The organism is Tangfeifania sp. (genome assembly GCF_055108615.1).
Genome location: NZ_JBSQIC010000013.1, coordinates 23,699 through 42,997 on the forward strand (window position 1 = coordinate 23,699; position 19,299 = coordinate 42,997).

Annotated in this window: 16 protein-coding genes; 3 read left to right on the top strand and 13 right to left on the bottom strand. The window is 39.8% G+C overall.

Translation table 11 applies throughout. The features are described from left to right. The first annotated feature begins 15 nt into the window (after positions 1-15). Positions 16-525, top strand: a complete 510-nt coding sequence (ribH, locus tag ACTCNA_RS04585) for a 6,7-dimethyl-8-ribityllumazine synthase (RefSeq protein WP_462946721.1) — start codon at positions 16-18, stop codon at positions 523-525. A gap of 68 nt (positions 526-593) precedes the next feature. Here the strand turns inward: ribH and ACTCNA_RS04590 are convergent, their stop codons facing one another. The 10 genes from ACTCNA_RS04590 to ACTCNA_RS04635 all read right to left on the bottom strand — a co-directional run bounded on the left by ACTCNA_RS04590 (position 594) and on the right by ACTCNA_RS04635 (position 12,323). After that, the gene (locus ACTCNA_RS04590) at positions 594-977 is read right to left on the bottom strand and encodes a hypothetical protein (RefSeq protein ID WP_462946722.1); all 384 of its coding nucleotides are present in this window, start codon (positions 975-977) and stop codon (positions 594-596) included. Positions 978-1,266: 289 nt separating this feature from the next. Then, positions 1,267-3,201, bottom strand: coding sequence for a membrane protein insertase YidC (gene yidC / locus ACTCNA_RS04595; protein WP_462946723.1), 1,935 nt, complete (start codon positions 3,199-3,201; stop codon positions 1,267-1,269). Then, complete coding sequence (locus ACTCNA_RS04600) at positions 3,194-4,810, bottom strand: CTP synthase (RefSeq protein ID WP_462946724.1); 1,617 nt, start codon at positions 4,808-4,810, stop codon at positions 3,194-3,196. Before ACTCNA_RS04600 ends, yidC begins: the two co-directional genes overlap by 8 nt. Before the next feature lie 313 nt (positions 4,811-5,123). Then, the gene (locus ACTCNA_RS04605; RefSeq protein ID WP_462946725.1) at positions 5,124-5,558 is read right to left on the bottom strand and encodes an energy transducer TonB; all 435 of its coding nucleotides are present in this window, start codon (positions 5,556-5,558) and stop codon (positions 5,124-5,126) included. 170 nt (positions 5,559-5,728) lie between these two features. Then, on the bottom strand, positions 5,729-6,238 hold the full coding sequence (locus tag ACTCNA_RS04610; protein WP_462946726.1) for a flavodoxin: 510 nt from the start codon (positions 6,236-6,238) through the stop codon (positions 5,729-5,731). A gap of 12 nt (positions 6,239-6,250) precedes the next feature. Then, the gene (locus tag ACTCNA_RS04615; protein WP_462946727.1) at positions 6,251-8,299 is read right to left on the bottom strand and encodes an alpha-ketoacid dehydrogenase subunit alpha/beta; all 2,049 of its coding nucleotides are present in this window, start codon (positions 8,297-8,299) and stop codon (positions 6,251-6,253) included. A gap of 8 nt (positions 8,300-8,307) precedes the next feature. Next, positions 8,308-9,660, bottom strand: coding sequence for a dihydrolipoamide acetyltransferase family protein (locus ACTCNA_RS04620; RefSeq protein WP_462946728.1), 1,353 nt, complete (start codon positions 9,658-9,660; stop codon positions 8,308-8,310). 271 nt (positions 9,661-9,931) lie between these two features. After that, positions 9,932-10,843 (bottom strand): dihydroorotate dehydrogenase, encoded by a 912-nt coding sequence (locus tag ACTCNA_RS04625; protein WP_462946729.1) that lies wholly within the window; start codon positions 10,841-10,843, stop codon positions 9,932-9,934. Next, positions 10,831-11,613, bottom strand: a complete 783-nt coding sequence (locus tag ACTCNA_RS04630) for a dihydroorotate dehydrogenase electron transfer subunit (protein WP_462946730.1) — start codon at positions 11,611-11,613, stop codon at positions 10,831-10,833. The genes ACTCNA_RS04625 and ACTCNA_RS04630 overlap by 13 nt, the downstream gene beginning before the upstream one ends. Before the next feature lie 344 nt (positions 11,614-11,957). Continuing rightward, the gene (locus ACTCNA_RS04635; protein WP_462946731.1) at positions 11,958-12,323 is read right to left on the bottom strand and encodes a helix-turn-helix domain-containing protein; all 366 of its coding nucleotides are present in this window, start codon (positions 12,321-12,323) and stop codon (positions 11,958-11,960) included. Positions 12,324-13,248: 925 nt separating this feature from the next. Here ACTCNA_RS04635 and ACTCNA_RS04640 point away from each other — a divergent pair. Further along, positions 13,249-14,304, top strand: a complete 1,056-nt coding sequence (locus ACTCNA_RS04640; protein WP_462946732.1) for a metallophosphoesterase — start codon at positions 13,249-13,251, stop codon at positions 14,302-14,304. On the opposite strand, the gene ACTCNA_RS04645 is transcribed toward ACTCNA_RS04640, so the two are convergent. Both ACTCNA_RS04645 and ACTCNA_RS04650 read right to left on the bottom strand, forming a co-directional pair. Continuing rightward, positions 14,281-17,172 carry a TolB family protein gene (locus ACTCNA_RS04645; protein WP_462946733.1) on the bottom strand — a complete coding sequence of 964 codons (2,892 nt, stop codon included), beginning with the start codon at positions 17,170-17,172 and terminating at the stop codon, positions 14,281-14,283. The two genes, ACTCNA_RS04640 and ACTCNA_RS04645, sit on opposite strands and share 24 nt — an antisense overlap. Positions 17,173-17,269: 97 nt before the next feature. After that, complete coding sequence (locus tag ACTCNA_RS04650; protein WP_462946734.1) at positions 17,270-17,971, bottom strand: hypothetical protein; 702 nt, start codon at positions 17,969-17,971, stop codon at positions 17,270-17,272. Positions 17,972-18,146: 175 nt separating this feature from the next. Here ACTCNA_RS04650 and ACTCNA_RS04655 point away from each other — a divergent pair, with 175 nt between their 5' ends. Next, positions 18,147-19,103 (top strand): helix-turn-helix transcriptional regulator, encoded by a 957-nt coding sequence (locus ACTCNA_RS04655; protein WP_462946735.1) that lies wholly within the window; start codon positions 18,147-18,149, stop codon positions 19,101-19,103. A 7-nt stretch (positions 19,104-19,110) separates the two neighbouring features. Here the strand turns inward: ACTCNA_RS04655 and ACTCNA_RS04660 are convergent, their stop codons facing one another. After that, complete coding sequence (locus ACTCNA_RS04660; protein WP_462946736.1) at positions 19,111-19,281, bottom strand: hypothetical protein; 171 nt, start codon at positions 19,279-19,281, stop codon at positions 19,111-19,113. Positions 19,282-19,299 lie beyond the last annotated feature (18 nt).

Sequence of the window (19,299 nt, forward strand, 5' to 3'; positions counted from 1 at the left end):
TTTTATTTATAAGAAATGGCAACAAAAGATCTTTCGCAATACGATACAAAATCGGTTCCTTCAGCAGAAAATATGCGGTTTGGAATTGTTGTGGCCGAGTGGAACCTTGAAGTTACATCGGCACTGGCCGAAGGTGCAGTTAATACCCTGAAAAAGCACGGGGCGAGTGATGAAAACATTAAAGTAAAATTTGTTCCCGGAAGTTTTGAATTGCCGCTGGGGGCACAGTATTTTGCCGAAATGGATAACATTGATGCCGTACTTTTGCTCGGATGCGTTACCCAGGGTGAAACCCGTCATTTCGACTTTATATGCGAGGGCGTTACCAAAGGCACCGTTGATTTAAACCTGAAATTCAACAAACCTTTTGTGTTTGGTGTTTTAACCACCAATACCCAGCAACAGGCGCTGGACCGTGCCGGGGGCAAACATGGCAACAAAGGCGACGAAGCAGCAGTTACAGCCATTAAAATGGTTGATTTGAAACAACAATTCAGGAAAAAAGCCAAAAGGGCTGGTTTCTGATTTTTGCAAAAAAAGAGGATCTGCATTCACAAATCCTCTTTAAACCAAACTAAACTATTATAAAAAAACTATCGCCTTCCATCCCTGCGCTGTTGCCAGCGTGCTCTCATGTTTTCAAGGTATTTTTCATATTTTGCCCATTGCTCTTCGGTGAGGATTTCTTTCATTTTTTCATTTTGCTCCGCTCTAATCTCACCCATTTTTTCGCGAATTGCTCCAGCGTCACTACCCTGAATCTCATCGCGAAGGGCACTCATTTTTTGCCCGGCTTCAAGATTTAGTTCATAAACCTTTTGTTCCTGTTCCTCGTTCAATGCAAGCGTGTCTTTCAACATATCGGTCTGATGCCTGGCCATTTGTTCAGGGTCAAAATTCCGTTGGCCACGGGGCTGAGCTATTCCCGCCAGGGAAACCAGCATAATCGACAACAATATAATTCCAAACTTTTTCATCTCTTGATTTTTTAATATTTATAGTGTTATGACTCCCCCGGAAGAAAATAGTTTAATACTGAACCAGAATAAATGAAAAAAGGACAGCAGAAATAAAACCAATACCAAAACCCTTGAAATAACCTTGACTAAATTTTACAATTAGCAGAAATGCCCAATATAAACAAAAGATTGAAACACAGGCTTTAAACTGCCTGGTTTCAAACACTACCTTAATGAATTGTTGATATAAAAAGAATGCCGGTTCAGTAATCTGCTAAACCGGCATTAATTTATGAAAATGATATTTTTATTTTTTAGGTGGCTGCATTCCTTTTTGTTTGGCCACTTCTTCCAGTCGTTTTTGAAATTTCGATTTTTTCACCGGTTTCTTTTTATTCACCTGTAACTGCGCCCTGATTTTACTCTCATCGATAGTTGAGCGAATAATGTAGGTTTGACCGATTGTAATTACGTTGGCCAGGAAATAGTAATAGCTCAACCCTGATGAATAGTTATTCAGAATGAAGAGGAACATTACCGGCATAATGTACATCATTGTTTTCATTCCGGGCATTCCCTGCGAGGAGGTAGCCTGCTGGTTCAGTCTTGTTGATATAATTGTGGTTACTGTCATCAGCAAGCAGAAGAGACTGACATGATCGCCGTAAAACGGAATCTCAAACGGGAGATTCATTATTGAATCGTATGTAGATAAATCATGGGCCCAAAGGAAACTCTCCTGCCGCAGCTCAATTGAGTTCGGATAGAAAAAGAACATGGCAATAAGGATTGGAAACTGCAACAGCATTGGTAAACATCCCCCCATGGGATTTACTCCCGCTTTTTTGTAGAGGTTCATGGTTGCCTGCTGCCTTTCCATGGCCTTATCCTTGGGAATTTTCTTATTGATTTCGTCAATTTCAGGTTTCAGTACCCGCATTTTTGCCTGCGATACGTAGGATTTGTAAGTGAACGGGAAGAGAACCGTTTTAATCAATACGGTAAGCACTAAAATAATTATACCGAAATTGGAAATGTATTTCCGCAGGAAGTTAAATATGGGAATAATAATGTATTTATTAACCGGTCTCACAATGGCATATCCCAGGTAAACCAGTCGCTCGAGATCCATATCGTACTGGCGAAGTGTCTGGTAGTGGTTGGGGCCAAAATATATTTGCATGTCCATGCTTTCGTTTGGTGTACCCTGGTACGGAAAGGCAATATCAGCATGAAAATTGGCCAGGTATTCAGGGTCCTCCTCATATTTTTCGGAACGAACGTATGCATTTGGAAACGCCTCTTCCGCAATGATTGTTGAATTGAAAAAGAGCTGTTTGAATCCAATCCATTTCACGCGTGTTGTCAGGTCTTCTTCGTCCGATTTGTTTTTTGACAATTCATCCACATCATCCTCAAAAAACTTGTAGTTGATGTTGGTATAGCGGTCCTCCCCAAATCGCGAGGGACGTTCCTGGCGCGGCACATCAAACGACCAGGTGAAATTCAGGTACGATTGATTGGCTGCAATGTACTGCTCCATTCCCTGCAGGTTCACATCAAAATCAATCATAAAAGAGTTGTGTTTCAGTGTGTAAACATATTCCATGTACCTGCCTGGTGCCACTTCCAGCCGAAAAACCGCCGATTTTTCTTCGCCGGGATTTTCGTTGTTAAATTTCAGGCGGCCTTCGTTTCCGGTTGGAACTTCCGGTCCTGAAACAACGATGGATTGCTGGTTAAACGAAGGTTCGAAAAATAACTGATCGGTTTGGATACTTCGGTTTTGGGCAAAAAAGCTTAACCCGAATAGTGTCTCGTCGCCATCAAAAAGAATGAGTGGAAGCGAATCGTGCGTCTGGTAATCTTTCAGTTCTACGGAATAAATCCTTCCGCCTTTGTTGGTTAAGGTTATTTTCAGCAGGTTATTTTCAATGGTATAAAATTCCTGTTCGCCAATAGCTGCTTTACCAAAAACGCCAAATTCATCAATTTTTTGTTGCAATTCAGCATCAGCATCAGCATTAATCGCATCAGGCAAAGCGGTTTCTGATAGTGTTTCTTCACTCTGCTGTTCGGCTTGTTGCTGTTCCAATGCCTTTTTTTCAGCTTCAACCTGGGCAATGGAATCGCGTCGTCGTTTGGCAGCTTCAATATCCTCTTCCGAGGGTTGGTTCATGATTGAAAATATGATCAGTATCCCAAAAATGAGAATGATGCCAATTATAGAATTTTTATCCATTTTTTTCTTTAACTAACGAATTTTTAATAAAGTCAACAAAAAGCGGATGCGGGTTTAGCACGGTGCTTTTATATTCGGGGTGAAACTGAACGCCCACAAACCATTTGTGTTTTGGAATTTCAACAATCTCTACCAAATCGGTTTCAGGGTTTATACCAACCGGAATCATGCCAGCTTCCCGGAATTGTTCCCTGAACGCATCGTTAAATTCATAACGGTGGCGGTGCCGCTCGTAAACCGTTAATTTATTGTATGCTCTTCCGGCATTCGAATCGGGTTCAATAATCCGGCATTCATACGCTCCCAATCGCATTGTTCCGCCATAATCGGTAATACCTTTTTGGTGTTCCATCAAGTCAATAACCGGAAAAGGCGTTTTGGGGTTCATTTCTGTTGAATCGGCCCCGTTCAGGTTCAATACATTTTGGGCAAATTCAATAACCGCAACCTGCATGCCGAGGCAAATTCCCAGATATGGAATGTTATTTTCGCGGGCATAACTGGCGGCATGGATTTTACCGTCCATTCCGCGGTGCCCAAACCCCGGGGCAACAATTATTCCGTTTAAACCGGAAAGTGATTCTTCCAGGTTATCAGCCTGAAGCGATTCGGAATGGATCCATTCAATATTTACATCGCAATAATTAACAGCTCCGGCGTGTACCAGGGCTTCGGCTATTGATTTATATGCATCGCGCAATTCCACGTATTTTCCGATTAAACCAATGGTAACTGAATATTTCAGGTTTTTTAATTTATCCAGGAAATCGTTCCATGCGCTTAAATCAATTTCTTCATTTATGGTTAGTCCAAGTTTTTTCAGCGCAGTAATATCGAGCTTTTCTGCAAGCATTTTAAGCGGCACCTCATAGATGGTAGGTACATTTACCGACTGCACAACTGCATCCATATCTACGTTGCAGAATAAAGCCACTTTCTCACGTATTGTGGTATCAATTTCATGTTCGGTGCGAAGTACCAGGATATCTGGCTGAATACCGGCTTCGAGCAACAGTTTTACAGAATGCTGAGTCGGTTTTGTTTTCAGCTCTCCGGTTGCTGCCAGGTAAGGAACCAGCGTGAGATGAATCACCAGTGCCCTGGAACCCAGTTCGCGTTTTAACTGCCTGACTGCCTCAATGTAGGGCAGCGACTCGATGTCGCCAACAGTACCACCAATTTCGGTGATAACAATATCGTATTTCTTTTTTTGCCCGAGAATTTTTATCCGACGTTTAATTTCATCAGTAATATGCGGAATAATCTGGACCGTTTTGCCCAGATAGTCGCCGTGCCTTTCTTTACTGATTACCGACTGATAAATCCTTCCGGTGGTAACATTGTTCGCCTGTGATGTCGCTTCGTTTAAGAACCGCTCATAATGCCCCAAATCCAAATCGGTTTCTGCACCGTCCTCAGTAACAAAACATTCGCCATGTTCATACGGATTAAGGGTTCCCGGATCGATATTGATATAAGGATCAAGTTTCTGGATGGTTACACTGTAGCCCCTCGATTGGAGTAATTTTGCCAGTGAAGAGGCTAAAATTCCTTTGCCCAGCGAAGAAGTTACCCCTCCGGTTACGAATATGTATCTTGTATCAGACAATTTTAAAAGTTTTAACGTTTTTCAAAAGCCACAAAATTAATGAATAAAACTTATCTGAAAACTAAACCCTGATGAAATTGGATTATGGTTTAAATAAAGTAACACAACACACATTTTTATCAAAAACTGATTAACAATAATCAATTTGATTTCTTTTGAATATTCTAAAACTATAAACAACTAATTCGGAATATCCGACTCAATGTTTAACCAAGGATAGCTTCGTTTCAAAAATTACCTAAACCTAAAGAAAGAATACTGTAAACAAATGTGAATTATACTCGATACAAATGTAAACTATCCTGTTATTCAGTTAATTAAATGGTGATTTTAAATTAATTGAATAGGTATATCCTTTTGATTTTGGATTTTGGGCTTCCTTATTTTTTGGCGATTTTTTAACGGTGTATTTCAAACTTTTGCCTTTGGGAAGTTTGAATTCAATCCTGAACTTTTTCCTTGTTTTTAGTCTGACCCCACGATTTTTCACACCGCCAAACTGAACGTTTTCAATCAGTCTTACGGCCTCTTCGTCGCAACCTGAACCAAGTCCTTTTTCAACCGTAACATCCAATACATTGCCGTTATCATCAATCGCGGCGGAAAGCTGCACAATCCCTTCCACCTTTTCCTGCAAGGCTTCTTCAGGATACTTCAGGGTTTCTTTTATGTATTTTTTGAATGCTTCTTTACCCCCCGGGTACTCGGGGAATTTTAAGAACTTCTTTTTTCGTTGATGCTGGTTCATTTCAATACTATTTTTATCAAAGTAACAAAAAATCAGATGAAAAGGCCTGCGGATTATCGCATTAGATTTTTTCGAAATTTTGAATTCCGTTAAGCCGTTGGCTGAGGAAGATAAAAAAAGGCTGCCTGCGAGAAGTGCAAACAGCCTCATTTTAATGTTGTTTGTGGAAATTACCCGAATTCCTTATTAAGCTGTTCCACCCATTTTTTTATGCGATTAGAGGTCATCCTCGCCTGGTTTTCCTGGTCGATGGGCAATCCAACAAATGTGTCGCCACGCTGGGCTTTTGATGATTCAAAAGTGTAACCTTCCACCGGAGTGTGTCCAATTACTTTACCTCCGCAATCTTCAATGATTTCGGCTAAAATACCGATAGCATCGCAAAAATTCTCGGGATATCCTTTTTGGTCGCCCAACCCGAAAATAGCAAATTTTTTATCTTTCAAATCCATCTCTTCCATGTCAGGTACAAACTCATCCCAGTAATTGGGCAGTTCACCGTCGAACCAGGTAGGTGCGCTCAAAATAAAATTATCGTATTTTTCGAGTACTTCTTTATTAACTTCCTCGGCATTAACTTCTTCTATCTTCGATTTACCAAAAGCATCGATAATTTTTTCTGATACTTTCTTCGATTTTTGGGTATGAAAGCTATAAATTATGGCTGTTTTTTTACTCATTATTAATCTGTTTTAATATTCTAACAATTTTTTAGCTGCATCATAAATCCTTTGTGTATCGGGCAAAATTGCCTTTTCCAATGCTTTATGGAAGCCCACAGGTGTAAAAGTAGAACCTACCCTTCGCACGGGTGCATCCAGGTATTCAAATGCTTTCTCGGTTATCAGCGCGCTGATTTCACCTCCGAACCCGCCAAATACTTTGTCTTCGTGTGCAATCAGCACTTTGTTGGTTTTACTTACTGATTCTAAAACTGCCTCTTCGTCGAGCGGAATGAGCGAACGCAGGTCAAGCACTTCCACATCATAACCATCTTCGCTTAGTTTTTCAGCTGTTTCGAGGCTAAAATGAGTTGCGTTTCCGTAAGTGATAATAGTGAGATCTTTCCCTTTTCTGCGAACGCGTGCCTTACCGAAAGGCACCTCGAAATCTTCGGGCACAACTGTTGCGGCTTTTGGGTTTTGGTACAGTGCTTTGGGCTCCATAAACATAGTGGGGCCTTCTGAGCGGATTGCCGTGCGCAGCAGGCCTGCTGCATCGTCGGCAAAGGACGGATAAACAATACGCACACCAGGTATAGAAACCAGGGATCCTTCAATGCTTTGTGAATGATACAAACCACCGCCGATGTAGCCTCCCGAGGCAAGACGAATGACAATGTTAGGGGCAAATTTCCCGTTCGACCTCCAGTAATCGTGACTTGCTTCAACATACTGTTCCATTGCCGGCCAGAAGTAATCGGCAAATTCAGCACCTTCAACAACTACCCTGATTTTTTTATTGTATCTTGACATACCGTTGGCTGTGCCAACAATGAAATCTTCAGCGATTGGTGCATTAAAAACACGTTTTTTACCAAATTCCTGTTGCAATCCTTTTGATACATTGAAAATTCCACCTTTATCTTTATTGGCCATGTCCTGGCCGTAAAGGAAAGTATCCGGATTTTCTTTGAATTCAGCTTTCAGGGTTTCGTTGAGTGCTGTAATCATTTTTTTCTTTTCCCCTTCTTCATTATGGGTGCCGTCAGGGTATCTTTCGGCTTTGTAAGGCTCCGGCAAAACAAAATCGTAAATTGATTCGGGTTTGGGATCCGGTGCTTTTAAAGCCGATTTATGCGCTTTTTTAATTTCCTGTTTAGTGGCTTCTTCTATTTCCTGCAACTCCTCTTCTGTAAACCTTTCGTAACGGAGGAGCATCCTCCTGAATTTTTCCAGCGGATCGTACTTTACCACATAGTTTCTTTCCGTATCACTTCTGTAAAGTTGATGGTTATCGGAATTGGAATGCGAATGAATGCGCACGCAGTTGGCCTGTACAATTACCGGCCTGCTGTTTTCGATGGCATACTTTTTCGCTTCTTCCATCGTATTCATCGAGTCGAATACATCTTTTCCGTTGCAGTGCATAATCCGGAGATGTTTAAATCCGGAAAAATTATTGGCCACTTTCCGCTGGGCTGTCTGGTCTTTTTTGGGAACTGAAATTCCGTAACCATTATCCTGGATAACAAAAATCACAGGGAGTTCTTCTTTATCAGCCCCGTTATAAGCTTCATAAACAAACCCTTCACTTACTGAAGATTCGCCCTGGTTGCTGATTGCAACAGCTTTTTCACCGTAGTATTTTATGGCCCTGGCCACACCAACTGCATGCAGCGTATGGTTTCCGGTGAGTGACGATACACTGTGTATGTTCCACTCGGGCTTGGCAAAGTGATTCGACATGTGCCGGCCCCCGCTGGAGGGATCCGTTGCTTTGGAAATACCGTTCAGGATTACCTCTTCGGTTGTCAACCCCGAAGATAAAGCGGTAAGCATGTCGCGGTAGTAGAGGAACATGTGGTCTTTTTTCTGCTCGAAAACCTGTCCCACTGCCAGTTGAATGCCATCATGTCCCGCATAGGGAGCATGGTACGACCAGCCAATGGCCTGTTTCAGATAATTGGGTGCTTTGTCGTCGATAGCGCGGCCAATGGTCATTAACCGATACCACTTTTCAAGTGTTTTCTTCGGCGTTTTTTTAATAGTATGATTTTTGGGTACTTTTAAATCTTGCATATTATTTCTCAGATTGAACGATTAATATCAAATTTTTCAAGGGTTTCAGCAATTTTGTGCAAAAATGCGCCTCCAAGTGCTCCGTCAACCACACGGTGGTCGTATGACAGCGAGAGGAACATTTTGTGCCTTATTGCAATTACATCTCCCGACGGTGTTTCAAGTACGGCCGGTTTTTTCTCGATGTTTCCGGTTGCCAGAATCGCTGCCTGCGGCTGGTTTATAATTGGCGTGCCAATTATATTTTTAAATGTGCCAAAATTGGTAATGGAGAATGTGCCCCCCTGGATTTCTTCCGGTTTCAGTTTATTATTGCGTGCGGCATCGGCCAGGCGGTTCAACTCTTTGGTCAACCCCACCAGGTTTTTCTGCTCGGCATCCCTAACTACAGGTACAATAAGGTTTCCATCGGGTTTTGCAACTGCAATTCCAATATTTATATGTTTTCGTAAAATAATTTTATCACCGTCAACCGATGAATTAACCTGCGGAAATTCGGCCAGGGCAGCGGCGGCTGCTTCAATGAAAAACGGCATGAAAGTAATTTTCTCACCGTGTTTCTTCTGGAAAGCCTCTTTATTTTTGTTTCTCCACTGAACGATGTCAGTAACGTCAGCTTCAATTACAGATGTAACATGTGGTGAAACCTGTTTTGACATCACCATGTGGTCAGCAATCATCTTCCGCACACGGTCCATCTCAACTACTTCATCCCCCTCGTTTACTGTAACCGGTGGAGCGGCTTTTTTCTCCGGTGCCGGAGCTGCAGCTTTTTCCTCCGTTTTTGCTTCTGAAGGTTTCGATTTTTTCTTGTTTTCAATATAATCCAGAAGGTCTTTTTTCTGCACCCTTCCGTTTGCTCCTGAACCTTCAATCGTTTCCAGTTCGTCGAGCGAAATATTCTCCTCTTTTGCTATTGTTTTTACAAGGGGTGAATAAAACCGATTTGATTTTTCCCTGCTTTTGTCAACTGATTCCCCCGAAGCTTTTTCTGAATCCCAAGTATCTTTTTTACTTTCATCGGCTGATTTATCCTCTTTTTTATCTTCTTCAGCGGCTTCTTCTTTTACAGGCTGTTTATCAGCTTTTTCGTCCATTTCATCATCATCGCCGTCTTCACCTTCCATTTCCACTATTGCAACCACCTCACCTACTGGTACAAGACTGTCCGTTTCATGAAAAATTTTAGATATAACACCATCCACAGGGGAAGGTATTTCTGAATCTACTTTGTCGGTAGCTACCTCAAAAAGCATATCATCCTCCTCGATAGTATCACCTTCCTTTACAAACCATTTGGTAATGGTGCCTTCCTGGATGCTTTCTCCAAGTTTTGGCATTACTATTTCAAATTTCGACATATTGTTTTAGTTTTTTATTTATTGTAATATTCGCTTTATTAAACATGATATAAATTGAAATGTTCACATTGCAATTTAATTCGTTATCCTTCATTTATTGAACCTCTGAAAATACAAAAAGAAAGTGACAATCTGAAAGAAAAACAACAATACAGAAATTGCTACTATATAAACAATGGTATAATTAACCCTGAAAATGTTTATTGAAACCGAATATTTGTCTGAGAATGTATATTTAAAAAGTTTTGAAAAAAAATGAAAACAAGGGTGTTTACATTTGTAAACTACCAGTTAAGTCGGTGATGTTGTTTAATTTATGCTCTTCCAGGTATTTTTTCATGCCTTCAATAATTTCAAGAGGGATGAACGGATTTTTAAATAATCCGGTTCCAACCTGAACAGCCGATGCACCGGCCAGCATGAATTCGATGGCATCGGCAGTGTTCATAATACCGCCAATACCAATTACCGGAATTTTTACAGCCTGCGCAACCTGCCAAACCATTCGCAGGGCAATTGGTTTAATTGCAGGCCCAGAAAGTCCTCCTGTTACGGTTGAAAGAAGAGGTTTACGTGTTGCCGAATCAATTGCCATTCCCAGAAAAGTATTTACCAGCGACACACTGTCTGCTCCCTGACCTTCCACGGCTTTAGCTATTTCAGCTATATCTGTCACGTTGGGCGAAAGCTTAACTATTAAAGTTTTGTTATATACCCTTCGCACTTCCCTGGTAACAGCTTCAGCTCCCGGACAGGTAATCCCAAATGCCATTCCGCCTTCCTTAACATTGGGGCATGAAATATTTAATTCAATAGCCGGAATTTTGTCCAGCTCATTAATCTTTTCAGTTAATTCAATGTATTCTTCTACGGTAGAGCCGTTCACGTTTACAATAAGCGGCGTGTTGTAATCCTTTATTTTGGGGTAAGTAGTTTCGATGAAATAATCAACTCCTTTATTTTGCAGGCCAACAGCATTTAACATTCCTGAAGCTGTTTCAGCCATTCGGGGATATTCGTTGCCATCGCGATTGCGCAAAGTTGTTCCCTTCAGGAAAATACCTCCCACCTGCGAAACATCATAAAAATCATTAATTTCTTCAGCAAATCCGCATGTTCCTGAAGCGAGCATTACCGGATTTTTTAAATTCAGTTCATGTATTTTTACACTTAAATCTGCCATTTCAAATCATTAATATTAAACACCGGACCGTCAGTGCATACACATTTGTTACCATGTTGGGTTGGTTCAATACAGCACAAGCAAACGCCAAAGCCACAAGCCATCAGGTTTTCGAGCGACACTTCACAAAAAACACCTGCAGCTTTTGCTGCTTTGGCAACTGCTTTCATCATTGCATCAGGGCCGCAGGCATAAATTTTATCGTATAAATTCAGTTTTTCCAGGAAAACAGGATGATGGGTAACAAAACCTTTCGCTCCCAGCGTACCATCTTCGGTTGTAAAATGTAAATTTGCATATTTTTGATACTCGTCAACCTGGATGTGATCTTCAGCGCTGCGGGCTCCCAGGATTATATCAACATTTTCTGGTTTTAATTTTGATTCTTTTGCCAGAAACAGCAAAGGTGCCACTCCGCTGCCCCCTCCAACAGCAAGTATTCTCTCATTAGCTGACGGAATTGTAAAATTTTTCCCCAGCGGATAAATAAGACTGATTTTATCCCCTTCTTTAATTTCAGTAAGTACTTTTGAACCTCTGCCCAGGATTTTTACAATAAGAGATAACGTGTTATTGGAATAATCTATTTCGAAAACGGAAAACGGACGGCGCAGGAATATTTCTTTCGCATTTTTGATATCAACATTGACAAACTGACCCGGTAAAATATCTGGCAAACTACTTGGAGCTGCAAGCCTTATGAGAAAATTTGATTGATTTAGCTTTCTATTTGAAATTACAGTAAAATCACCTACTGCCTTTTTGCCCATATCCTAAATATTTACCTGCAAAGATAGCTTTATTTTATTTTCAGGAAATTTGAAATTGAAGAAACTTAATAAAAAAAAAGGACCGCTAACTGGTAACGATCCCTCTTCTGTAATTGTAATTAAAAATCTTAGGGCTTGTAAATCGAGAAATCAATATATTTAAATTATCATCTCGTCATTGTTTAAGAACAATACAAATGTAAAACAATATTTTAAATTACTGTTCATTTTTGTAACAATTTATTTTATGTTCTGCAACATGATTCTACAAATGTAAAAAAGGACCCTGTTACCATAAATCATAAATCAAAGTAAGAAATATAAATGTGAATAATTAAGAGTAATTAATTGGAGGTATAAGATGTAAAAGTACCGTCAGAATAAAGTAGTATTACCTTTTCAACCTTATTTTCAATTTGATTACCAGTGATTTCAGCATCAATTTTATTTGAAGTGTTATCAGTCGTGGCGGAAGTAGCCTTAACTGTACTGTTAGATGTTGTGTTGAGCATATCTTCTTTGCCTGTAAGCAGCCAGCGGGCGTTTACATCTGGAAATGTAAGCAGAAATCTTTCGATAAAAACAGCCCCTGGTTTGTTTCTGCCATTTAGTATATGCGAAATATTCGAACGCTGAACATCAAGTAAATCAGCTAATTCACCAGCTGATATGCCTTTGTAATCAATTACCTTTTTTATGCGATCTTTCATTTCAACAAATACACATTTAATCTATACAAATGTAATTACATATATTTTTATTTCCTAAAATTTTTCAGAATATTTAATAAATGCTGTCGGATTAAATATTTTCCCTCGCTTTTTTACATTTAACTAACTTGCTGATATACAGATAGTAAATACAAATAATGAAATCTATAATTTACTTTAATAAAATCTTTGCTTTCAGCTGGGTTACAACAATTTAAGTCGTTGTTTAAAATGAATTAACCGTTATGAGCATTCGTAAATACCAGAAACCTACAAACCACTTTAAACAAATATGTTTAAATCATTGGAATTATGAACTTTATAATTTTTTATTTAATGATTATATTTAGATTATATTTAATTACATTTGAGATAAAAATGAGTTTGGGCCTCGAGCTTGCTCATTTTTCTAAAAAACTAAATATGAATTTTTGAATGTACATTTGTATCACTTCAATACTGCTTTCTGACCAATAATAAGTTTACAATTAAACACACGCTCCCACTTGTCAGCTTCATGTTTCTTTTAGAAATGTTAACCTGGAGAATAAAAGAATCAGGGTAATTCTTATATAATTCAATTTATAAAAATATCCGGAATGGTTATTTCAATGCCCTATCATCATTTTTCTTTGGCCTGTTTACGTATATTTGTACGATTAAATTGAAATATTCAATTCTCACGAATTTAAAAGTACTCTTTTTTGAGTTAAAATAGTTGATACACAATACAGTAATAGGTGAAAGGAAATTCGTTCAAAAGTAAAATTTAGTTTTAAACAGCATGCGATCATTTCAAATACTCTATATTCTATTTTTTATCATTTTTTATTTATTGTTAGCCGGAGGATCAATAAAAAATCTAACTGTAATTTTTTTGCAGAATAACAAAAGATTGCTCAAGCGTTCATTATGGTTTTTAAATGTGATAATTATTTTAGGATTTATTTCTTTGTATATCTACCCGAACCAACCCCGAAATGCTACCAACTACCCCATTTATTTTTACTTTAATGCTATCCTGTTTACCTTTTTCATTTTCAATTTTCCAAATGCACTGGCTTTTGTTTTGCATTGGTTTTTTGACAAGAAATCAATAATAATTTCGCTGGCAGGTGTTGTAATTTCTGCAGGATTGGGGATTAGTTTACTTTATGGTATTATAATTGGAAAACAAAGAATAACTGTAAAAGAAATTACTTTGAATTATCAAAACCTGCCGGAAAATTTTGATAATTACCGTATCGTCCAATTTTCGGATTTGCACATTGGAGGAATGTTAAAATCGAATAAACTCCTGGAAAAAACTAAAGCAAAAATTGATGAAATGGATACAGACCTACTCCTGTTTACAGGGGATTTGGTTAACAATTTCCAAACGGAGACCAATGGTTTTTTGCCGGTTTTAAAGGATATGGGTGACCTCAGCCTTTCCTATTCTATATTGGGAAATCATGATTATGGGGACTATACCGATTGGGAAAGCCCCAAAGAAAAGCAAGCCAACCTCGAAGGAATTATTTCGGTTTTGAATGAAACCGGTTTCACGCTTTTAAATAATCAGCATACGGTGATTAAAGCGGGAAATGACTCCATTTTTCTGGTAGGGGTTGAAAACTGGGGGCATCCGCCGTTTCCGCAGTATGCCGATCTGGGAAAAGCACTGCAGGGAGTACCGGAAGAAGCCTTCACAATTTTAATGACACACGATCCGGCCCACTGGGAAAGCCAGGTTGAAGGCAAAAAAAGTATAGAATTAACATTGTCGGGACACACGCACGGATGGCAATGGGGCTTAAAACCAGCAGGAATTCCTTTCAGCCTGGCATGTCTCACAAGTAAATACTGGGGCGGGTTGTATCGCAAAGGTTCATCGGTTTTGTATGTAAACACGGGATTAGGTTCGGTGGGAATTCCCTGGCGGCTCGACATGCGGCCTGAAATAACGGTTTTCACATTAAAAAGAGGTGAGGTCGATTGAAAAGAGAAAATCGAAATAAACATCTTTCATTTCGGGAATCCATGCCGCCCGCAACCCGATATCTGCCGGAGCATAAAACCGGAGGAAATTAACATCCGAAGTAATTTCGGTACCAAAGGAGGAGATGTCTTTCACAAAAGTTCCGGAAATTTCCCCATTGTGATAAAAATTTCCTTTTAGCCGCGAGAAGTCGCCAAATAACGCCATTTTTACCCGACGGACATACAATAAACTACCCAGGTTCCAATCGGGATAAAAAAGCGGAAATTTATAATCAATGCCCACAGTTGACAAGCCCGTGGTATTTATTTTTCCCCAGTTGCGTGCATACCTGATCATGTCGGAAAACCCAAGCGTACCGTCATTACTTGTTTTTTGCGTTCCGCCATACAATTTTATTCCATGTGAGTTTAATAATCCCGGCACATAAATTACCGATTGCAAAGCCCACATATTTCCCGGATTTAGTGAGCCAGCCACTGAATGCCGGTAAGCACCATCGAGCACAAAGCCAAAATCAGGATACATGTCATGGTAACTTTTTCGTAAAAACTGGTGGTAGTAAAACCGGTAACTTAACGTGTGGAAATTTCCGTTGGTAAATCTGTCGGGAGTTGAATTGTGCCTTTTATACGATGTAAAATTGTATTGTACTTCAGGCTGAAAATACCGGTTAAACTTGCCTTTACTTAAATTAAAAGGAAAACGGATTCCTGAACCTGCCTGCAATTCCCCCCACGTAAATTCCTGACGGGTTGTATCCTGGCTGATGATATTTCCATTCCGGTCGGTGGTTTGTTCAATTTGTAAATATTTTGATCTTCTGTTTCCGCTGGTCAGTTCAAAATCAAATTTTGGGTACCAGCCCTGAAACGTGTAATTTCCGTAAAACTGACCAGATTTTTCAGCAATATCCCATTTATAGCCCAAAACCGTTTCGGCGGTTCCCAGTTTGTTTTGCGACATCAGGCTGACTCCCGGCGAAATATCGTACGCTCCGGCATCGATGAACAGCGGGGCCCAACTGTGAAAATTAAACAAATGTGCCGGTTTGCTGTATTTCTTTGAATTATATTTGACCGCGTCTGTTCCACTAAAATCGGGTTTCCCGCTTTCCTGCTCCGATAATGCTTCTGCCAGCGGATATTGACCTTTTTTTATTTCTGAAAGCGGAATTGTATTATCTGATTCGGCAGGAATTGAAATCAAACGAAAACCATCAGCAGTGTAATCGCTTAAAACTATTTTTGAACCATCTGCCGAAACAGCCGGCGATTCAATCCCAAAGCGCGGCTCATAAACTTGTTCAACCAACCGGGTTGAAAAGTTATACCTGTACAAACTGTTTTTTGCTGAATAGGAACTGACGAAATACAAGTAATCACCAGCAGGAACCAAATGTTTCAAATCTCCCAAATCTTCATCCAGCAGTTGCTCCATTTCATTATTTTGAAAATTAACTTTTGCCAGTCGTTTTCCTTTTGTTGAAAGTGTTATGGCAGCAACTTCATTGTCGTTTAGCCACACCGGCGAAAAAAAGTAGTTATTTTCACTGGACTGAAAACGCTCAATTAGTTTGCCTTGCGGAACGGAATAAACCGAAAGGTAATAGTTGTTTGAGAAATCGGTTTCCACCACCACAAGTTTCTTTTTATCTTTTGAAAGTGCCGGACTGAAACTCTTAAATTCAGGTTTTATTTCGAGCAGCCTGCCTGTTTTTGAATTATACAACCTCAATAGCGATTTTCCGCTGTGTTCCCACCTCAAATCCGGTATTTGCTCCGACCAAAGAATCCATTCACCGGAGTACGAAACCGATTCATTAAAAATTGGCCCGGGTTTGAAAATTTTTTCTTCGTTGCCGTTCAGATCAATTTTGTTGAAAGAAGGAATTTCATCATAAGAAGTTTTATAGGTTAACAACGTTGAATCATTTAACCAATGATTGTAGTTATAACTTGCAAAATATTTTGGCAGAGAAGTTACAGGCTCAAATTCGGATGGTTCGTAACGCTCATCAGAAGCAATCCAATCCGATTGCAGATAGTTGAAAACCGATTTGTAGAGCGTTTTCTTTTTCAACCCGGTTTCTTTTTTAAGTGCCTGGTTTACCGGAAAAACAGAAAATGGCTTGTTTCCCACTCTGTTTAAAACTTTCTCCCACAGGCCAGTGCCATATTTTGCGCGTGCACTTCCCACCATGTAGTAACCCAGTTTGTAATGGTTGGGCACAAAATCGCGATACGAACCGAGATAGGCTTTGTCGTAACTAAACACGCCTTTCTCAACCACTTGTGCGCGGTGTTCCATCAAAAATGAAGGGAATCGGCCGCGGCCATAGTCACTTAATGCTGTTTCAGTAACAACTGCATCGCCTTCAATAAGCCACCAGGGCAGATACCCGCCAAAAATCAGCGCAGTTCCTTGCTGCCCAAGTACAGCTTTTACAATTCCGGGTAGCAGACTGTTCACCTTATCTACCTGAACAACATGACGGAATTCGTGCAGTGCCAGTTGTTCGAGCCAGTCCTGCGGATAAATTTCCTGATGTGGCGTGGTATAAAACTCAGCACGTTTGGGTGCCCAGGCTACCAGCCCGTTCGATTTAACCGTTTGTGTGTGAAGTATTACCGATATTTTCCGTGGTTTATGGTTTAGCGAATAAGAACCATAATTGTAAACAGCTTCCAGTTTTCCGGCCAGCTCCTGTGCCTGTTCTTCATAATAATCAGGATAAATGAGCTGAAAATTTTCTGTATTAATCTGTCGCCATTTTATGGAAGCCGGGTCCTGTCCCGTTTGGAAGTACTGGGCAAATGCCAGGTTCGAAATCCAATAAAAAAATATCAGTAATAACGTTTTCTTCATTCCTAAAAATTAGGCTTCCAAAATACGAACAAAGAAATTCACATAAAACAAAAAGCCCGGAAAATTCCGGGCTTCTTCATTATTAATATTTCTTTGTTTATACTTCATTCACCCCCAGAATCGGAATTGGATTTTCATCATCGCTCTGGTTTAAAACCGATTGATAAAGTGTTGCAAAAGCCGCATGAATCCACATTTTTGAAATAACAACCCCAACAACAAACGCAATTAACCCGGCAATAATAACAAAGATGGACACAATTGCTATCCAGAATACTTTCCAGCCGTGGCCCCTGGTCATTTGCCAGCTTTTTTCCACGGCCTGCATGGCTTCCAAATCTTTGTCCATTACCAAGTAGGGCACAAATGCCAGGCGGCAGCCAACAATTATTCCCGGTACAATTAATAGTACTAACCCAATTACTGTTAGTGCAACTACAATCAAATTGGCCAAAACAATTTGCAGGTATTTGCTTCTAAATCCGTCAAACAAAACTTTTATTTTTGTTTCTTCGTCGCGCATACCTTTCAAAAACATGTATTTCTCTCCGTAAGTAATTACCGGAAGAAAAAGGAATCCGTAGGCCAAGCCGAATATTGCAGCGGGCATTACCCACACAAAATCCATCCAGTTTCCGTTGTCAACCTGGTAATTTACACTCAACGGTCCGTTCAAAAGTACGGCAATAATTACGGCCAGTAAAAGGGGCAAAAACGGTTTTCCGAACATGGTACGCCAGCCGTAACTAAAACTCCCACCAACCGAAGGCACTAAATTGTAATGTTTTTCTTTTTCCATTTTCCAAGATTTTAAAATTTTCTGTTTTCCCGCATTGTTGATTCAAATGTAGGCCTTCTCTAAAAAATATCCTTCCTACTTTGGTTGGATTTTAAATATTCACTACTTTGGTAGGCAGCAACAACAGCGGCAATTCGTTAGATTTGTATCCACTACCAAAGTAGTAAACCATAAAATGTTTATTGAGTATTTTTCGTACCTGGCCACTTTTATCGCAACTACCGGATTGGCAGTTATTGGCACGCTTGTTTCGTACCAGTGTTTTCACAGACTGAAAAAACCAGTGCTGCAAATTTTACTGTACCACCAAATTTTTCTTTTCTCTTTCTTTCTTTACGGAATATGGGGCAACCTGGCCATCCGGGAAATTATTGCCGATATTAATTTGAGCACCGAACTAACCAGCAAACTTGCATTTTACGTGCCTGTTTTGGGCACCCCGTTTTTAATTGTGAGCTGGTACATGTTGCTGAAATTCGGCTTCAACCTGAATAATTATAAAATTCCGAAAACGGTTGGTTATGTTTATTTCATCGGATTTATCGGAACTTTGCTCTTGCTCACATTTGCTATTCAGAATAATTACATTCAGCTTCCGGGAGAGCCTGACATATCAATTGTTTGGGCATTGGCTGGTTTTAACTTTATTGTGCATACTGTGTTGATTTTGCCTTTTGTGAAACCCAACAAGAGTGCAAATACCCCTTTTCCAAAGAAAGAATTGCAGAAAACTTTTTTTATCTATTTTTCCGGTGTAGTCCTTTATACTTTTTTGCTGATCTTTTTCGATGCTTTCGGTTTTGTTTCAACAAACTTAGCTTTGCTGGCATTATTTGGTGCCAGTGTTGTTTTCCCGGTCAGATTGAAATACCTGGCTCATGTAAATGCCACGGAAACTAAAAACATTGATTTTGAATCGTTTTGCTTGAAATATGAAATTTCGAAGCGGGAAGCAGAAATTGTTCGGGAAATTTGTACCGGGAAAACCAACAAAGCCATCGCCGGAAAACTTTTTATAACGCTTCAAACCGTTAAAGATCACACGCATAGAATATATACGAAAACCGACGTAAAAAGCCGTGTTCAGCTGGCCAATCTGGTACGCGACAAAACCGGATTAAACGATTTTTAACCGCGGATCAATCTTCAAAAAACATATCTTCTTTAATGCGCTCAATACGGGTGAGGGCATAGGTCACATTCTTTGCTTCTTCCCCGCCCTCTTTCAAATAAATCTGGTAATAGTTGAGGTTAAACTGAATTGCCCTTCCTGTGAAAGAGAAAACCAGTTTCATTTGCAGACTCATCACTTTCACGGGAAGGGCAAC

Coding starts and splice junctions, on each gene's coding strand:
- ribH (WP_462946721.1), top strand. CDS start 16: ATGGCAACAAAAGATCTTTCGCAATACGATACAAAATCGGTTCCTTCA.
- ACTCNA_RS04590 (WP_462946722.1), bottom strand. CDS start 977: ATGAAAAAGTTTGGAATTATATTGTTGTCGATTATGCTGGTTTCCCTG.
- yidC (WP_462946723.1), bottom strand. CDS start 3,201: ATGGATAAAAATTCTATAATTGGCATCATTCTCATTTTTGGGATACTG.
- ACTCNA_RS04605 (WP_462946725.1), bottom strand. CDS start 5,558: ATGAACCAGCATCAACGAAAAAAGAAGTTCTTAAAATTCCCCGAGTAC.
- ACTCNA_RS04610 (WP_462946726.1), bottom strand. CDS start 6,238: ATGAGTAAAAAAACAGCCATAATTTATAGCTTTCATACCCAAAAATCG.
- ACTCNA_RS04615 (WP_462946727.1), bottom strand. CDS start 8,299: ATGCAAGATTTAAAAGTACCCAAAAATCATACTATTAAAAAAACGCCG.
- ACTCNA_RS04620 (WP_462946728.1), bottom strand. CDS start 9,660: ATGTCGAAATTTGAAATAGTAATGCCAAAACTTGGAGAAAGCATCCAG.
- ACTCNA_RS04625 (WP_462946729.1), bottom strand. CDS start 10,843: ATGGCAGATTTAAGTGTAAAAATACATGAACTGAATTTAAAAAATCCG.
- ACTCNA_RS04630 (WP_462946730.1), bottom strand. CDS start 11,613: ATGGGCAAAAAGGCAGTAGGTGATTTTACTGTAATTTCAAATAGAAAG.
- ACTCNA_RS04635 (WP_462946731.1), bottom strand. CDS start 12,323: ATGAAAGATCGCATAAAAAAGGTAATTGATTACAAAGGCATATCAGCT.
- ACTCNA_RS04645 (WP_462946733.1), bottom strand. CDS start 17,172: ATGAAGAAAACGTTATTACTGATATTTTTTTATTGGATTTCGAACCTG.
- ACTCNA_RS04650 (WP_462946734.1), bottom strand. CDS start 17,971: ATGGAAAAAGAAAAACATTACAATTTAGTGCCTTCGGTTGGTGGGAGT.
- ACTCNA_RS04655 (WP_462946735.1), top strand. CDS start 18,147: ATGTTTATTGAGTATTTTTCGTACCTGGCCACTTTTATCGCAACTACC.